General features: G+C 56.1%; 21 protein-coding genes and 2 pseudogenes. 17 read left to right on the top strand and 6 right to left on the bottom strand.

The window, feature by feature from the left end; genetic code table 11:
- Positions 1-64 precede the first annotated feature (64 nt).
- On the bottom strand, positions 65-496 hold the full coding sequence (locus tag ACYZTZ_RS10025) for a phage regulatory CII family protein (RefSeq protein WP_461998055.1): 432 nt from the start codon (positions 494-496) through the stop codon (positions 65-67).
- A gap of 326 nt (positions 497-822) precedes the next feature.
- Positions 823-1,029, bottom strand: coding sequence for a Cro/CI family transcriptional regulator (locus tag ACYZTZ_RS10020; protein ID WP_461998054.1), 207 nt, complete (start codon positions 1,027-1,029; stop codon positions 823-825).
- A gap of 108 nt (positions 1,030-1,137) precedes the next feature.
- Between ACYZTZ_RS10020 and ACYZTZ_RS10015 the strand changes: the two genes are divergently transcribed.
- The 4 genes from ACYZTZ_RS10015 (at position 1,138) to ACYZTZ_RS10000 (ending at position 3,999) form a co-directional block, all read left to right on the top strand.
- Positions 1,138-2,010 carry a S24 family peptidase gene (locus ACYZTZ_RS10015; RefSeq protein ID WP_461998053.1) on the top strand — a complete coding sequence of 291 codons (873 nt, stop codon included), beginning with the start codon at positions 1,138-1,140 and terminating at the stop codon, positions 2,008-2,010.
- A gap of 474 nt (positions 2,011-2,484) precedes the next feature.
- Positions 2,485-2,901 carry a hypothetical protein gene (locus tag ACYZTZ_RS10010; RefSeq protein ID WP_461998052.1) on the top strand — a complete coding sequence of 139 codons (417 nt, stop codon included), beginning with the start codon at positions 2,485-2,487 and terminating at the stop codon, positions 2,899-2,901.
- A 74-nt stretch (positions 2,902-2,975) separates the two neighbouring features.
- Complete coding sequence (locus ACYZTZ_RS10005) at positions 2,976-3,482, top strand: hypothetical protein (RefSeq protein ID WP_461998051.1); 507 nt, start codon at positions 2,976-2,978, stop codon at positions 3,480-3,482.
- A 253-nt stretch (positions 3,483-3,735) separates the two neighbouring features.
- Entirely contained in the window at positions 3,736-3,999 is a 264-nt protein-coding gene (locus ACYZTZ_RS10000; protein WP_461998050.1) for a hypothetical protein, read from the top strand.
- A gap of 3 nt (positions 4,000-4,002) precedes the next feature.
- Here ACYZTZ_RS10000 and ACYZTZ_RS09995 read toward each other — a convergent pair whose 3' ends face one another.
- The gene (locus ACYZTZ_RS09995) at positions 4,003-4,221 is read right to left on the bottom strand and encodes a hypothetical protein (RefSeq protein ID WP_461998049.1); all 219 of its coding nucleotides are present in this window, start codon (positions 4,219-4,221) and stop codon (positions 4,003-4,005) included.
- A gap of 165 nt (positions 4,222-4,386) precedes the next feature.
- Here ACYZTZ_RS09995 and ACYZTZ_RS09990 point away from each other — a divergent pair, with 165 nt between their 5' ends.
- On the top strand, positions 4,387-4,728 hold the full coding sequence (locus ACYZTZ_RS09990; RefSeq protein WP_461998048.1) for a hypothetical protein: 342 nt from the start codon (positions 4,387-4,389) through the stop codon (positions 4,726-4,728).
- A 48-nt stretch (positions 4,729-4,776) separates the two neighbouring features.
- On the opposite strand, the gene ACYZTZ_RS09985 is transcribed toward ACYZTZ_RS09990, so the two are convergent.
- Positions 4,777-5,088, bottom strand: coding sequence for a DUF1654 domain-containing protein (locus ACYZTZ_RS09985; RefSeq protein WP_461998047.1), 312 nt, complete (start codon positions 5,086-5,088; stop codon positions 4,777-4,779).
- A gap of 455 nt (positions 5,089-5,543) precedes the next feature.
- Here ACYZTZ_RS09985 and ACYZTZ_RS09980 point away from each other — a divergent pair, with 455 nt between their 5' ends.
- Positions 5,544-6,299, top strand: coding sequence for a hypothetical protein (locus ACYZTZ_RS09980; protein ID WP_461998046.1), 756 nt, complete (start codon positions 5,544-5,546; stop codon positions 6,297-6,299).
- A 907-nt stretch (positions 6,300-7,206) separates the two neighbouring features.
- On the opposite strand, the gene ACYZTZ_RS09975 is transcribed toward ACYZTZ_RS09980, so the two are convergent.
- Positions 7,207-7,530: a hypothetical protein gene (locus tag ACYZTZ_RS09975; protein WP_461998045.1), complete on the bottom strand. Its 324-nt coding sequence runs from the start codon at positions 7,528-7,530 to the stop codon at positions 7,207-7,209.
- Positions 7,531-7,708: 178 nt separating this feature from the next.
- Here ACYZTZ_RS09975 and ACYZTZ_RS09970 point away from each other — a divergent pair, with 178 nt between their 5' ends.
- The 10 genes and pseudogenes from ACYZTZ_RS09970 to ACYZTZ_RS09925 all read left to right on the top strand — a co-directional run bounded on the left by ACYZTZ_RS09970 (position 7,709) and on the right by ACYZTZ_RS09925 (position 12,230).
- Positions 7,709-7,957, top strand: a complete 249-nt coding sequence (locus ACYZTZ_RS09970) for a hypothetical protein (RefSeq protein WP_461998044.1) — start codon at positions 7,709-7,711, stop codon at positions 7,955-7,957.
- Positions 7,954-8,166 (top strand): hypothetical protein, encoded by a 213-nt coding sequence (locus ACYZTZ_RS09965; RefSeq protein WP_461998043.1) that lies wholly within the window; start codon positions 7,954-7,956, stop codon positions 8,164-8,166. Before ACYZTZ_RS09970 ends, ACYZTZ_RS09965 begins: the two co-directional genes overlap by 4 nt.
- A complete protein-coding gene (locus tag ACYZTZ_RS09960) occupies positions 8,163-8,357 on the top strand; it encodes a hypothetical protein (RefSeq protein WP_461998042.1) in 195 nt (64 codons plus the stop codon). Before ACYZTZ_RS09965 ends, ACYZTZ_RS09960 begins: the two co-directional genes overlap by 4 nt.
- Positions 8,354-8,479 (top strand): hypothetical protein, encoded by a 126-nt coding sequence (locus tag ACYZTZ_RS09955; protein WP_461998041.1) that lies wholly within the window; start codon positions 8,354-8,356, stop codon positions 8,477-8,479. Before ACYZTZ_RS09960 ends, ACYZTZ_RS09955 begins: the two co-directional genes overlap by 4 nt.
- A 158-nt stretch (positions 8,480-8,637) precedes the next feature.
- Positions 8,638-9,438 (top strand): hypothetical protein, encoded by an 801-nt coding sequence (locus ACYZTZ_RS09950; RefSeq protein WP_461998040.1) that lies wholly within the window; start codon positions 8,638-8,640, stop codon positions 9,436-9,438.
- A gap of 53 nt (positions 9,439-9,491) precedes the next feature.
- Positions 9,492-10,481: a RecT family recombinase gene (locus ACYZTZ_RS09945; protein ID WP_461998039.1), complete on the top strand. Its 990-nt coding sequence runs from the start codon at positions 9,492-9,494 to the stop codon at positions 10,479-10,481.
- On the top strand, positions 10,481-11,143 hold the full coding sequence (locus ACYZTZ_RS09940) for a lambda exonuclease family protein (RefSeq protein ID WP_461998038.1): 663 nt from the start codon (positions 10,481-10,483) through the stop codon (positions 11,141-11,143). The genes ACYZTZ_RS09945 and ACYZTZ_RS09940 overlap by 1 nt, the downstream gene beginning before the upstream one ends.
- Before the next feature lie 2 nt (positions 11,144-11,145).
- Positions 11,146-11,388, top strand: a complete 243-nt coding sequence (locus ACYZTZ_RS09935; RefSeq protein WP_461998037.1) for a hypothetical protein — start codon at positions 11,146-11,148, stop codon at positions 11,386-11,388.
- A pseudogene (locus tag ACYZTZ_RS09930) lies at positions 11,385-11,846 on the top strand (hypothetical protein). The gene ACYZTZ_RS09935 and the pseudogene ACYZTZ_RS09930 overlap by 4 nt, the downstream one beginning before the upstream one ends.
- A gap of 75 nt (positions 11,847-11,921) precedes the next feature.
- Positions 11,922-12,230 (top strand): annotated as a pseudogene (locus ACYZTZ_RS09925) (hypothetical protein).
- Positions 12,231-12,233: 3 nt separating this feature from the next.
- Here the strand turns inward: ACYZTZ_RS09925 and ACYZTZ_RS09920 are convergent.
- Positions 12,234-12,755: a hypothetical protein gene (locus ACYZTZ_RS09920; RefSeq protein ID WP_461998036.1), complete on the bottom strand. Its 522-nt coding sequence runs from the start codon at positions 12,753-12,755 to the stop codon at positions 12,234-12,236.
- Between the two features lie 172 nt (positions 12,756-12,927).
- On the opposite strand from ACYZTZ_RS09920, the gene yejK reads away from it, so the two are divergent.
- Complete coding sequence (yejK, locus tag ACYZTZ_RS09915) at positions 12,928-13,935, top strand: nucleoid-associated protein YejK (protein WP_461998035.1); 1,008 nt, start codon at positions 12,928-12,930, stop codon at positions 13,933-13,935.
- Positions 13,936-14,046: the final 111 nt, after the last annotated feature.

Genomic DNA, 14,046 nt, shown 5'->3' with positions numbered 1-14,046 from the left:
AATCGGCACTCTCTAGTTTTGCGAATCAGCCGACCTTCTCCGTCGGCTTTTTTGTGTCTGAAATTCAGGCAGCCTTCAGCGATTCGCGCAGAACGTGCAGCGCGTCGATGGCTTCCTGGATGGCCTTATCGCCCTGGGCTTTTTCGTGCTGGCTGATGTGGTTGTCAGTGGCGGCGTCGAAGATCAGTCGGCCCACGTCGCCGCATTCGGCGGTCAGATGGCACAAGGCGGCCATGAGAGGTTTCGGCTCTGGGCGCTTGCGCAGCACAACGTCACATTCGAACTGATTGGTGAGTGCGCTCAATACGCTCAGGCGCCCGTCCAGTGGCAAGTGAGTCAGAACCATCCCGAGCATCTGGATGTTCATCTTGTGATTCGCCCGGTTTGGGTTCGCGCAATCCAGCAGCGTGGTTTCGTTCACACCCATCCGCTTAGCCAGCGCAGTACCGCCATCAGCCTTCACTTCCCGGTGCAGCGTTCTTTCAAATTCTTCCATTGCGAAATCCCCTCTTCTTCTCGCGTGGCACCGAGCCACTACTTCCGCGATCATTCATTCATCAACTGATCAGGGACGAATCCATGACCTTCTGTTCTTCTTGGCCCCTAATGAGGTGCCGGCCCCGCTTGGCCCAATCGTTGCTGCGCTGGCCCCTAATAAGGGGCCGGACTGTTACCTTTCGGGGAAAATTGAAACCACGTTTCCTGTCCGCGCCTCTTGTGCGCAGTGATCAGCGAGGCGCGACTTCAGCTGGTGGGTGTTGCGATGCGTCTTGTTTTTGTAGGCCATTGGTTCACTTCCGGGGTCGGTGTGACAGGGCTGGGTTAGGCGGCTGATTTTTTTGGGGTCGCCTGCGCCGGGAAGGACTTGAGCTCGTGTGCTTCATAAGTCCCGTCCTGATTGCAGGTGACGGAAATATTTCGCTGGGCCGCGATGGCCTTGCTGATCGCAGCAGGGCTGACCAGAAGAGCCTTGGCCGCAAAGGCCTGCCCTTTCGTAGCAACCAGTTCTGTAAGTGGGATCTGCTTCATTCTGGAAATCTCGAATGGTGTTCTCGAGATCAATATTAACCGCCGGTTAGGTTTCTAGCAACACCGCCGGTTGCCGCAAATAAATTAACCAACGGTTAAATTTCACGGATGAGTAAAAAGAAAGAACTTTCCCCGGAGCTGAAGGCCGAGTGCGACGCCGCGAAGGCGCTTTTCGTATCGAAAAAAAACGCCCTCGGCCTCACTCAAGCAAGTCTTGCAGAAGCGGCTGATATCTCTGCTGCAGCTGTCGCGATGTACCTGAACGGCACCAATCCGCTGAATGTAAAGTTTGCGGCCGTGCTGTCTCGCTTACTTGACGTGCCTATTGAGAAATTCAGCAAGAGACTGGCGGCTGAAATCAGCGGGCTTACAAGTGCTGCCGACCCAATCAACGCCTCATCAGAGGGCGCGTCTGCCGCAGACATGGTTCGTCAAATGCTTTCCAAGCAAGGGAAAGGATTGTCTGATGATGCTCGTAGGCGGTTACTTGCAGCTGCCGAAGCCGATGACGGCGGTGGCGTTATCGAGATCGACTACTACCGCCCCGGCGCGATGGGTGACGAGGTGTGGATCGCGCATTACGACGTCCGCGCGGCAATGGGTGGCGGGCAGATCCCACACGACTATCCTGAGATGTTTCAGGATGTGCGCGTCAGTCCCCAGCACCTACGAGAAATGGGCGTTGAATTTAAAGAACACTTTCATCTGAAGATGGTGACAGGCTGGGGCCAGTCCATGGCGCCCACGATTAAGCACCGCGACCCACTTCTGGTCGATGTCAGCGTCCGCGAGTTCGCCGGCGATGGGATCTACATGTTCTCTTGGGAGGGGCACCTGTACATCAAACGTCTCCAATGGATTGGCGACGATCAGATAAACATGATTTCTGACAATACGAGGCACCCGCCGCAGACGATCAGGGCCGATGAGACCTTCATTCAGGCGCGCGTGCTGCTGGTTTGGAATGCTCATCTGGTTTGATGTCGCGTCATTGACAGCCTCATCTGGCGCGGTGGTGGCGGGTTGTAGCGCTACCGCCAGGCGTAAGGGTTAACGCCGTTAACTGTTCTTCGGAGAACCATTAGAGGCACGGCGGAGCACCTGATATACGAGAGTCCGACCGATCTGGAACGAGGGCTGACGGCATGGCGCACTCACTTAAATATCAGATAGCGGAATCCGCTAGCACCCTTGAGATCGAGGTGGGCAAGCTGCTTGATTTGGCCTCGATGCTTGAAGCCGCCGGGAGTGAGAGCCTGGCCGTGGATGTTTCGATTCAGGCTCATAAGCTTCTACAGGTTGCGGTAGCACTGAGAATTGCTAAGGCTGAATGCAGGACTGATGTGTTGGGATCGACTGACTGCTTACGCTGATGAGGTGAAGGCGGGAAGGATTGTGCGAGCGAAGGCTGATTAGATCCCACTGCTGGTGCGAATGTTCTGGCGGGCGGTTTGCGTGCCGAAACAGCGTAGCGATTTTTTCATCGATGCATCTCTGACTTTTTATGCAGCAAGGAGATTACAAATGCTTGTGAATGGATCAAAAATACCACACGTCAAATCACCTAATTTCATTAGCGAAATGGCTGACTCTTTCAACGTCGCCGGGCTCCAAACAGGCTCTGGCTCGAAGATATCGATGATAATCTCTAGAGATCAGCTTGACGTAACGCAAGAGACCCTTGTCCAGCAAGAAATAGGCTTTCAAGCGCAAGTTCAAGATGGAGACCTTGTCTTGACCAAGCATGTTGTGGCAAACATCACCATCCCTCTTGATTCTGCTAAAGCGCTTGTTATAGCGCTCCAGACTGCAATTGATCAGATCCCACAGGCACCCTCGCCCACCGCTCCACCGAACACCACGCACGGATAAATCCAGCTATGTCAGGGAATAATTCGAGCGTAATTATCTCTCGGCCAACCGGATCGATGTCGGGAACCTGGCTGATGACAGGGGTCGTTTTGGCGTCCCCATCCACCGGTCAATTAAAAGCGATCATGCCGACGCTGAACGTATACTCTGATATACGTATAGAGGATGTAATTTCGTTCGGGACGACCGAAAGCGCCCAGGAAACCTTAAAAACACTGGATGAAGAAGCGGACATGGATCGAGAAGAGCTGAAAGCCCACCTTGAGAATCAGGATCTCAAGGTCGACGCGCGCCTGGGACAATTTGAGCAGCGTGTCACTGACGGCCTTTCGATGATGAATCAAAGCTTGCAGTTGCTTGATAAAGATCTGGCAGGAGTCAGAGGGTTGAAAGGGACAATAATTCTCAATTCCGTCGTATCAGTGATTGCAATTGTGGGCATAGTCATTGGTGTCATGGCATACGGAATCGCGAATTTTGACTCTGGAAGAGATACCTCCGTTCTGATTCAAGAATTGCGTCAGCAATCTTTCGAAAATAAACAAATGCTCGAGCAGATCAAGGCAAATCAGAAGTCGTAGCTGTCTTCGGCTCACAAAAAGCCCGGCCCAGCGCCGGGCTTTTTGTATCCGTCTGTCATCCCTTCGTCACACCTACCAAGCACACTGCAGTCAGCCAAAGGGATTTGGCCACGTGCATAAAGAGCCCGGCCTAGCGCCGGGCTTTTTGTTTCCTCGTTCAGTCCGCCGCCAGCCCAGTATCAACCTGCCACCATTTACACCTCGCCCCCAAATACTAGGCTTATATCCACTCCCTCTGTTTACGGAAAAGCGAATGGACACCCTAAGCAAGCTGGAAATCGAAGCAGTGCTTTCAAGCCGACTACCAAACTGCACCATTTCCTGCTCGACAAATCCAGATGGCACCTTGTCCGTCGACGTAATAGGACCAGAATCGGATCAGTTCACGATCATAAATATCGACCGTTTCCAGTATCACGGCGACGCAGGCATCAATAGGCTCGCCCGCGAGATCCTGGAAGAAATGGTTATGTCGCGACAGTTATCGCACCGCCAGTCACGCGTAAGTCGGGCTTAAACTCTACGCACTGCCTACGCCTTCGACCGCCCGCGCATAGGTAGTCGTTGCCACCTCTATCAAGGTCTTGCGCTCTGCCGGATCAATAATTCCTTTTTCCCGATAGCTGTCGGCGAGTCGCAGCAGTTCATCGTATTGCTCCTGGGCGCTCATTCGATCCTCAGGATTCACCAGTAACTCATGCCAGGCAGAAAACGCCTTCACCCTCGCGTCGTCGTACATGGTCGTATTCTCCGAACGTGTTTCGGTAGAGCATCTATCGGCCTGAGGCGTTCATCGACGGCGACGCACGGCCGTAACCTGCCTCCCGTACCGGGCTTTTTCATTCCATCTTGCGCCCTCGCAGACACTGTCTACACTGACATCAGCTGAAGGAACAGCACCTCGATGTATAAAACGGCCCGCCCATGCGGGCTTTTTTCTGCCTGCGATTCCTGGGATGCGCCAGCTTTTATCCTGGGCTACGCTTTCCTTCTCGATGGAGGAAACGCCATGCCAGACGATCCTACCCCCGCCCTGCTCTACCGCATGAACCAGAACATCATGGCTCTTGGGTCTGCTATCGACGAGATCGGCAACTGGATCGACCAGCGAGGCTCAACGGAAGCGTCCAACCGGATAAGCGCGCACCTACAGGTTCTGGAAGACAACGCTGACGCCATAGCTGAGCTGATGGCTGATCTAATGGCCAGGTGGAAGCCTGAAGAAGAGATTGATCCAGAAGACTGATGCCAGCCCGAATAGATGAGCGCGCCAAGCGCGGGCTTTTTGTGCCTGCTAGAAAGGCGCCGGCTCTTCTACTGGCTCGAAGACCTCGACCGGCCGATCCTCCTCGGCACTAGCCTCCCACTTCAACGTCACCGACTCGTCGTCGTTGAATGTCATATCTATGCCGTCCGTCTCGTGTAGCAAGCCCATCACCTCATCCCACTCCCGATCACCGTCCGTATCCAGACGGTGGATCGTCACCCAGCGCTGAACCTGTGCAACGGGGTGATTGATCATCCCTGAGACGCGCAGCCCAAGCCGCTTCACGCCGCTGACTTCCTCGCTGATTGTTGGTTTTGCCTGCTTCTTCGCCTTTACCACATCACCCTCCGATAACTGTATATCCATACAGGACTAGCAAAAGCATACGCCATTACATTGAAAAATAAATTAACCGCCGGTGTTGACTATGTGTAAACCGCCGGTTAATTTAGCTCCATCGCAACCGGCACCCAATCAGGGGCCAGCTGCGAAGGGTCGAGAGATCCGCCGCTCTTTAACAGCTCAGGATCCTCGCCATCGACTACCCCGGGTTTCAGCTGGTAAGTGCGAGCAACAAATAGTCGATGCCACGCCAGCTCTGGAACTGGCCGCACCTTCCATATGAGGGTGTGCGAAACCACGCAAGCCAGCCGTACCAGCACCGAACACGAAATGTGCGACGACAGCCAGAGATATGAATCCGGCGATGCGCGTGGTGGAGAAAACAGATTTCACTGGCTGGCCTTGGTGACAGGGCCAGACGGGAAATCAACCGATCAAGCACGGAGCATCAAATGAGCGAGCAAACCCTTCAAGCGCTGCTGGCTGAGCGAGTCACTGCCTTTGCTGCAGGTGATCAGCCGGCAGCAATCATCGACGAGCATGTGAAGATCATGTTCACCGAGGTGATCGACAACTGTTTTGGTCGTTACGGCGATATGGGCAAGCAGGTTGAGGAGGCAATCAAGGCGGCGTTGCCAGCCAACCTGACCACAGTCTTCGAGCTGACCCGTTACAACGACATGATCGCCAAAGCGCTTAAAGAAAAGTGGGAAACCAGCGGCGTAGAGGCCGACATGGTCCGCCGCGCGCAGGAGGCTATCGACGAAGTGCTCACCAAGGATCAGATGCCAGCTGTGGTAAGCCTGCAAGACCTTCTCGAATCCTTCATCGACAACCACAAGGAAAGCGCCGCAGAGGAGCGCTGGGAACGGCCGGACATTCGTTTTCAAGAATCCGAATACGGCGGCCTGCACATCTACTTCGACAAGAAACCAAAAGAAGAATCACCCTACAGCAGCCGCGAACGCAGCGAGTACAACCTGGATAACGCGATCCATATCTCGTTCGATAAGCGCGGAAATGACCGAGACGATAAAGGTCGTCAGATCGGCAGCGTCTACGCCGCCCGCATCGACAACGAGAAGATCGGTCAAACCCTGCGCTTCAGATCGAAGTTCGAGAAGCTTCTCGCCGCTCTCTACTTCGGCGCCTCCAAGATACTGGTGGATTGCGAAGAAGACGATTTCAGCTACGGAATTTACGACTGAACACCCAGCGCCACGTCAGCCTGACGATAACTGCCCGAGCACCTGGTACTCCCCAGCACCAGGCCGCATCGGAGAGTGATCGAAGCGTGCCCAAGCGGGCTGCAGCGCTAGGATCGCAAAGACCCGTGAATGTCCTGAGCCGGTATGAGCGAGACGGCCAATACTATAAACGCGGCGGGAACCAAGCAGGGGTAGCGCCCTGGTGTTTCGATCACTCTCCGATGCGGACGAAATTGCGGCCTATAACCGCCCACCTGCATCAAATCCCAGAATCGGTTGTTATCGAGCGCTGGCGAACTGAACACGGCCGTGGAACTCGGCGCCGGAGACGTGACCGGCAAGCAGATGAATGCGCAGGCTGATGCGTAGTAAGCGTCAACGAGAGGCGGATCTGAACATGGGTAGCCATCCCCTAACTCGCGCAAATCGCTAAACACTCGTTATGCCGGGATCAGCTCCGGCCATCCGCAACACCTCGTCCAGTTGGCCAGGTCGTTTATCGCGACGTCAGCGCTGGAGCCGGACAGCGTAACCGGACCGATCACCTCGAAAGAGGCTGCATCGGAATGTCGGCGCCCCATGAAAAAAGCTGATCCAGGCCAACTGTTTGTATGCGAACGGGCGGACGTAGTTAGGCATCTTGGTCAGGACCGGCATTCCAATGCAGCTTCAATAGGTGGCCACTGCCTGCCCAGTGGAGATATCGCCATGAAGTAGACCACCGCTTTCCCCGCGAGGCACAGCAAGCCTGAAGGCTGCGCCCAACACCCATGCAGGCAGCGGACAGTAGGTCGTCGATGTCACCGCGCATCGGCCGGAATTCCGGTAGGCCACCCCAGCGCACGAAGACAACTTGATGCTGCAAACCCAGGCCGTCGCCAGCAGCGGGCCTGGGCATCTATTGGAATTAAGGGGCCGAAGAACTTTTAAGCTCGTCGTAATATGACTGATAAATCTCAGATGATTTACGGCAGCGCTCAACGTACTGCTGCGGCGTCATGCCAAGCCTAGCTGACTCGGTACTGAGAAATCGCTGAAGAAACTCGTCCCCTCCTTGCATTTTTGTTGACTGCTGAAAGGTGGCCATCTGGGTAATCATTCCGCACCCTCCGGAGAACTTCGCGGTGATGAGCAGTGCCAAAGCGCCTTCCCCTTCCCCCTCTGCCGCCAATGTGCATGTTCCAAAGGTCAGCAGCAGGACGCAAAGAGCAAAGCGAAAGATTAGGTCCATTGAACTCTCCGAGTTTCTTACTCGCGCAAATGGAGTGTAGCGGCAGTATTGCAGGCCACGCACTTACACCCCCGACACCACCCGCATGCACTCCCCTCCGCGCCCAACGGCAACCAGCGGAACGGATGAGTGCAGCCGAGTTTTGTTGGATCAACACCCCGCCACTCTGGAGGCGACCATGGCAACCAGCTATGCAGACAGTGCGCAGGCCCGGGATTGGGATCGGCGCTATGACGCTTGGGGCCGCGAGAAGAAAGCGAAGCCCGACGAGTTCCACGACTACGAGGCCGCCGCCCTCAAGCGCACCCAGGCACTGGCAGACCGCGATGTTCGCTTGCTTGCAGAGCGCAAGGCGAGTGCGAAACGTGTAGCCGCAGCGGTCGATGCCATCGGTGAGTTTTGGGGCTTGAAGGAGGCGTCAGCATGAGCAGCCAGCACGATCTTGCTACCGGCATGCTTGATGGCTACATCCAAAGCATGATCGACCCGCAGTGCAGCGCCGTAGCGGTAAAGGCATCAGCCAACACCGCGATCCTCATCTTCCGCACGCTGAGCATCATCAGCGCCGACGAAGACGCCAAATACACCGAGCGTTTGAGCCGCACCTTTGATATGCGGCAAGGGAGAACGTCATGACCACCGCGCCAGTGAAAACCCTGATCGACGAACAGCTTGACGACATCGAGCGCAAGATCGCCCTGCTCGGCTTCGGCCTGCCCTTCAACGAGGTGATCGGCCGCAAGCGCGATGAGCTGGTCGTCAGTCTGCCGCAGCGCTTGGCGCCGACGATGAAGGGCGGTCGGATTGCAGTGAGAGTTCGGCCATGAAGACCTTCTACTGGATTCTCACCGCTGGCCTGGTATTCGTTCTGATGGTCTACAACGTCACCCGAGACGCATCCAGCGTCTGCCAAGTGCCGCACGAGGTGACTTACCGGGTGCTCAGGTGACCAGTCGCCAGCGGGCGCGGCGCCTGCTGATCTGGCGCGGCTCTCTGCCTGTCCTCGCCCTCTTCGCTTTCCTGATGCTGCTCGGCGCCCTCGCTGATCGCGTCACTCAATAACTCCCACGCCTTTCAAAGCTGCGCACCGCGCCGCAAGGAACTGTCATGTCCGCAAATACTAAACAAGCACAAGAATCGCTCGAAATGAGCGAAACCGACGACGTACAAAAATCTGTAGTCCCTGCGGTTGCCGTCACCGACATCGCCGAATATCGGCCGCACGAGGAACAGATCGTTCGACTGGAGACCACTTACGCGAAGCTGGTCGTTGATTGCTCGACCAGCGAAAGCGTCAAGGAATCGGTGATCCTGCCCGAAGAATATGCCGAGTTCGAAGCTGAAGGCACCATCGCTCGCGACAACGCTATTGAGCAGCTTGAAACGCTGCACAAGTCTGCCGTTGAGCGGGAAGAAGCTGCCGCCAAGCTGCTGGCCCAGCAGAAAGAACTCGACGAGCTGCGCGAGAAGCAACGCATTGCCGACGCTGAAGCCGAGGAGCTGCGCAAGCAGCGGGCCGAGGAAGACCGCCTGCGTTTGAAGAAGCAGCAGGAAGATCTGGACCAGCAGCGCCGCGACATGGAAACACAGCAACGCCAACAGCGTGAGCAGCAGGAAGAGCAACAGCGCCAGCAGCGCGAACGCGACGCACAGTATCAGCGGGACCAGGAAGAATTGGTTCGTCTGCGCGCCCAGGCTGCCGCACCCGCTCCAGCCACTTCAGTAGCTGCGCCCATGGTCGCAGAGAAGGTCGATGTCGCACCTATCAGCACACAGGCGATCGCCGCTGAAAACGACGATGTGACTACGACCGCGCCGGCGGTTGACGACATTGTCGAGGTCGTAGCCCTGGGCTTCGACGTGGACCTCGGTACTGCTCGCGCTTGGCTTCAAGCCATCCGCTTCTAACCACCCTTTCCATCTAACGGCCGACCCACTCCTTGTCGGCCACGGAGAGCGCAATGACTGACTCAGACACCCAAGCCCCAACCGGCCTCGCCACTTACCACGATCCATCGCACAACGCGGCAGCGCTCATTCTCGACCCAGGCACCATGAAGTCGATGAGCGATCTCGCGATGATGATGTCGAAGGGCGTTACGACAGTCCCCAAGCATTTGAAGGGCAATCAAGCTGACTGCATGGCGGTGGTGCTACAAGCGATGCAATGGCAGATGAACCCATTCGCTGTTGCGCAGAAGACGTTCATCGTCAACGGCGGTGCGTTGAGCTACGAGGCGCAGCTCGTCAACGCAGTGATCACCGCCAAGGCGCCAGTCAAGGGTCGTTTGAACTTCGAGTGGTTCGGCGCCTGGGAAAACGTTATCGGCAAGATGCGCGAAGTCACCAGCAAGACCAAGAAGGACGAGGACACTGGTGAGTTCAAGAAGTATCGCGTTCCGGCCTGGAGCTTTGACGACGAGAGAGGTCTCGGGATCAAGGTCTGGGCAACCTTCAAAGGCGAAGACGAGCCACGCGTTCTAGAACTTCTGCTCACCCAGGTCCGCACGCGGAACTCTACGCTTTGGGCGGAAGATCCCAAGCAGCAGATTGCCTACCTGGTGACTAAAAAATGGGCGCGACTCTTCTGCCCTGACGTCATTCTCGGCGTCTATTCACCCGATGAGTTCGAAGACTCTTACGGTGGCGAAATCGACATCACCCCTGCGAAGCAGGCTTCAAATACCGCAGCCGCTGCCGGTGTGTCGTTCGGCCCAAAATCCCCGTCGCCGGAAATCGACGGAGTATTCGCAGACCTTTTGGTCGTCGCGAAGCGGCAGGACATTGAAGCCTATGCGGCAGCCTGGGCAGGTCTCAAGCCTAAGCAGCGCGCAGCGATCGGCCTGGAATGCCACGAAGCGCTCAAGAGTATGGCGGCAACCGTTGATGGCGACTTCACCGAGATGACTGGCACCAGCGATGGCCTGTCTCAGGCCGAGGAAGCGGCGTAGTGAGAACGGAACTTCAAGGCACTGAGAAGTGGCATGCAGACCGATCTGGCCGAGTAACCGCCAGCCGGTTTAAAGACGTGGTGGCCTGGGGTAAGCCCGACAAAAATGGCAAGCGCGAGCCGATGCAAGCGCGTACCTCCTACATGCGCGAACTGTGCTTCGAGCGACTGGCAAAGAAGTCGAAACACAACGTCAGCAGTGCTTCCATGAAGTGGGGCCACACCGAAGAGCAGAAGGCGCAGGACGCCTACGAGATGTTGACCGGCAACATCGTCGTACCGTCCGCGTTCATCGTCCACCCGAAGTACGACTGGCTCGGCTGCTCGCCAGACGGCCTGATCAACGATGACGGTGGCACCGAGTCGAAGTGCCCTTTCAACGAGGCGATACACGTCAGGACTTGGCTCGAAGGCATGCCCGAGGAACACATGCCGCAGGTCCAGGGCTGCATGTTCGTTACGGGACGGAAATGGTGGGACTTTCTGTCGTTCGATTCTCGCCAAGATGAAGAGTGTCAGCTCTACATCGAAACGATTCACCGCGACGAAGACTACATCGCCAACCTGCACAAAGAGCTGGTCCAGTTCAATCTGGAACTGAATCGCATGGTTGATGAAGTCGCGGACAAAGCCAGGGCGCAAGCCCATCGTTTAGGAGCCTGATCATGATCAGCAACCACCTCAACTTGGTCGAGCAGCAGCGGCAGAACGCGGAATCAATTTCCAATCGGACCGCCGAATTTCTGGCTGCCGGCGGGAAAATCGCCCAACTGAAAAGCCCGCCGCGCAATCTGCTGCCGCCTGCCCGATCACAGAAAATCGACCCCGGCACGGTCCTCAAGAGAAAGCCTAAGGCGTTGACAGCTGCTGATCGAAAGGCTCTCCGGTTAATGGCGGACTCAGTATGAGTAAAAGGAAACCTCACAACCTCAAGGCTCGCATCGACCGATCGTGTCGTTCTCTGCTGGCCACCAACCACGTTGCAGTGGTGAACATCGACCCCAGCGGCCACCAGGGCATGATCAATTACAAGTCGCTGTAGAACATCGCTCCCGGAAAGATTGGTCAGGCCGTATGTGGCATCCCCCACCGCTGGACGATCTACCTCAGTGCTCTCTGTATTGATGCCCGCGGCGACCGCTACAGCAAGTCGATTGAGGTGGCACCGGACGGCGTGTACCTCTCCGACCATTTGGAAGACGTGATCGAGCATTGCTACAAGCAACTGCGCAACTCGACCAATCAAAGCCAGATGGTGGCTTCTGGCTGGATCGCAATTCCGGAGTCCTTGTCGCTCGACGAAGCTCATGCCGCGCGGATCTTTGAAGCGGTCGGGGCCTGGAATCAGGTCAAGGTAGCAGCGTGAGACGCTTCCGCACCCAACAACGAAAACGACAAACCTGGCTGGCACTGCCGGCCAGTGGCATAGCCGAGGTAGATCATGGCAGCCGAGCCGAAAGACCGATCAGCAAAGACTGCGGCGAGACGAAAGACTCGCGGCGAGGAAGAAATCAGGCTGCATTGCATGGCCGGAACCCGCCAAGCACTGGCTGAGCTGATGACCTGGAGCGGCATCGAGGAACAGGGCGAGGCCATCACGCTGATGATTCACCACCTGCATGGCCTTTGACCGGGCGGCGCCCTGCCTTTGCTCACGCCACCGCGACACGAATACGTGATACCGGAAAACGTGTCGCGGAAATTGAAGCTTGCTTATCGACGTGAAGAGCTGCGAGTTGGAATCGACTAACAATTAGTTCCCACCGGAGAAACGAACACCGCCCACAGAATAACCTTCTGAGTGGATATGTATTAGCTGCGATAGTCGCTCAACTTTATCTAAGTGATTATTATGGAAGTCACCGATCCAATGACGAACAGCTGCCACCATTTCCTCACAAAATATTTTGACGTTCAGATGCAAAACACTTCCAATCTGAACTCGATGCTGAGGCAGCACAGTGAAATAGAATTTATCTAGCACCCCTTTGGCCCGCTGATGACCAACATCCGTAAGCCCTTGATGGAGCGCTGAACACCTTAGTACATAGCAATCATCACCAGCCATAAAGACATGAGTTTCACCAAACATGGTCATGCTATAGGTTGGTTTCAGATACGTATCAAACCAAGTAGCGAATTTTTTACCGTTAGTTTTGCCATCAGCAGCCTCTAGACTTGAACATACATCAGGAAGCGTCAAAGCCATATATAGAGCCGAGTACCAGTTACTGTCAGCCAGTGCTTGTTCAACTGAAGATAGAAAACGCTCCATCACTTTCCTTCCTTATGTATGACGGCAAATCCGGCGCCATGCCGGGCCGAACACAAATACCCCACTTCAACGCACCAAGCCAGTTTTGCGACGCTTTGTCGCGCACGCCCAAATCATACACACCATTGTCGCATCCGGTCACGGAGGGCGGCGCCTACCCGAGGTAAACGCAATGCCTGTTCTCCACAGCATCATTCACAAGATCGACAAGAAGCCCGACGGTAGCCCCGCGATCCTGCACCGCAGCAGCGCGGAACTGGCAGAGAGTCAGTCTCGCGACGACCTGATGCACCAGTTCAACGAAAGCTACAACGCCAAGACCGGCAAGGTCTGGGGGTTCTTCCACGCCGAATCGGGCGCCCACCCTTTAAGTGGCTGGCTGAGCAAGTACTTGGCCGGCACCGAAGACTTCACGGAGTTCAGCAGTGTCGCCGTCGAGCATCTGACAATGCTCATGGAAGAATCTAACCTGTCGATCGGTGGCAACGCTCTCTTCTGCCATTACCTGCAAGGTATGACCGACTATTTGGTCATTGCCCTGGTGCAGGAAACCGAAGCGGTGACCATGACCGACGGACTGACGCTGATGCCGATCCGGCGCCTGGATCTGGATCACATCCATTTGGCAGCGCGCATCAATCTCAGCGAGTGGAAGAGCAACCCCAAGTCGCGCCAGTACATCTCGTTCATCAAAGGCAAGAATGGTCGCCGGGCAAATGAGTACTTCCGCGACTTCATCGGCTGCCAAGAAGGTGTCGACGGCCCGGGCGAAACCCGCACCCTGCTCAAGGCGTTCAGCGACTTCGTTGAAAGCGAAGACCTCGGCGAGGAATCAGCCCGCGAGAAGACCAACACCTTGGTCAGCTACGCGATGGCCCAAGCCAAGATCGGCGAGCCGCTTACCCTCGACGAGTTGTCCGAAGTGCTCGACGACGAGCAGCCAAAGGCGTTTGCCGATTTCATCCGCGACAAGGATTACGGCCTGTCGACTTCACTCCCGCCGGACAAGAAAACTCTGATCAAATTTCGCCGTTTCACCGGGCGCTCCGATGGCCTTTCGATCAGCTTCGAACAGCATCTGCTCGGCTCCAAAGTCGAGTTCGACGAAGCCGGTGGCACGTTGACACTGCGCGGGCTGCCCACCCAACTCACAGATCAACTCAAGCGCGCCGCAGCCTGACAGCGAACGGAAGAGTCCGCCCGCTTCGCCACCATGTCGCGACCTGAAATCGTCGTTAAGGAAAAGTGGTCGCGGCAGCTTGAAGAATTTGCCAGGACTGGTGTCGAGGCC

This window comes from Pseudomonas sp. LB3P58 (genome assembly GCF_054897895.1).
This window is presented reverse-complemented; position numbering and strand designations above follow the sequence as displayed.

Excerpts from the sequence above, each read along its gene's own strand:
- ACYZTZ_RS10025 (WP_461998055.1), bottom strand. The coding sequence starts at position 496 with ATGGAAGAATTTGAAAGAACGCTGCACCGGGAAGTGAAGGCTGATGGC.
- ACYZTZ_RS10020 (WP_461998054.1), bottom strand. The coding sequence starts at position 1,029 with ATGAAGCAGATCCCACTTACAGAACTGGTTGCTACGAAAGGGCAGGCC.
- ACYZTZ_RS10015 (WP_461998053.1), top strand. The coding sequence starts at position 1,138 with ATGAGTAAAAAGAAAGAACTTTCCCCGGAGCTGAAGGCCGAGTGCGAC.
- ACYZTZ_RS10005 (WP_461998051.1), top strand. The coding sequence starts at position 2,976 with ATGACAGGGGTCGTTTTGGCGTCCCCATCCACCGGTCAATTAAAAGCG.
- ACYZTZ_RS10000 (WP_461998050.1), top strand. The coding sequence starts at position 3,736 with ATGGACACCCTAAGCAAGCTGGAAATCGAAGCAGTGCTTTCAAGCCGA.
- ACYZTZ_RS09995 (WP_461998049.1), bottom strand. The coding sequence starts at position 4,221 with ATGTACGACGACGCGAGGGTGAAGGCGTTTTCTGCCTGGCATGAGTTA.
- ACYZTZ_RS09990 (WP_461998048.1), top strand. The coding sequence starts at position 4,387 with ATGTATAAAACGGCCCGCCCATGCGGGCTTTTTTCTGCCTGCGATTCC.
- ACYZTZ_RS09980 (WP_461998046.1), top strand. The coding sequence starts at position 5,544 with ATGAGCGAGCAAACCCTTCAAGCGCTGCTGGCTGAGCGAGTCACTGCC.
- ACYZTZ_RS09975 (WP_461998045.1), bottom strand. The coding sequence starts at position 7,530 with ATGGACCTAATCTTTCGCTTTGCTCTTTGCGTCCTGCTGCTGACCTTT.
- ACYZTZ_RS09970 (WP_461998044.1), top strand. The coding sequence starts at position 7,709 with ATGGCAACCAGCTATGCAGACAGTGCGCAGGCCCGGGATTGGGATCGG.
- ACYZTZ_RS09965 (WP_461998043.1), top strand. The coding sequence starts at position 7,954 with ATGAGCAGCCAGCACGATCTTGCTACCGGCATGCTTGATGGCTACATC.
- ACYZTZ_RS09960 (WP_461998042.1), top strand. The coding sequence starts at position 8,163 with ATGACCACCGCGCCAGTGAAAACCCTGATCGACGAACAGCTTGACGAC.
- ACYZTZ_RS09955 (WP_461998041.1), top strand. The coding sequence starts at position 8,354 with ATGAAGACCTTCTACTGGATTCTCACCGCTGGCCTGGTATTCGTTCTG.
- ACYZTZ_RS09950 (WP_461998040.1), top strand. The coding sequence starts at position 8,638 with ATGTCCGCAAATACTAAACAAGCACAAGAATCGCTCGAAATGAGCGAA.
- ACYZTZ_RS09945 (WP_461998039.1), top strand. The coding sequence starts at position 9,492 with ATGACTGACTCAGACACCCAAGCCCCAACCGGCCTCGCCACTTACCAC.
- ACYZTZ_RS09935 (WP_461998037.1), top strand. The coding sequence starts at position 11,146 with ATGATCAGCAACCACCTCAACTTGGTCGAGCAGCAGCGGCAGAACGCG.
- ACYZTZ_RS09920 (WP_461998036.1), bottom strand. The coding sequence starts at position 12,755 with ATGGAGCGTTTTCTATCTTCAGTTGAACAAGCACTGGCTGACAGTAAC.
- yejK (WP_461998035.1), top strand. The coding sequence starts at position 12,928 with ATGCCTGTTCTCCACAGCATCATTCACAAGATCGACAAGAAGCCCGAC.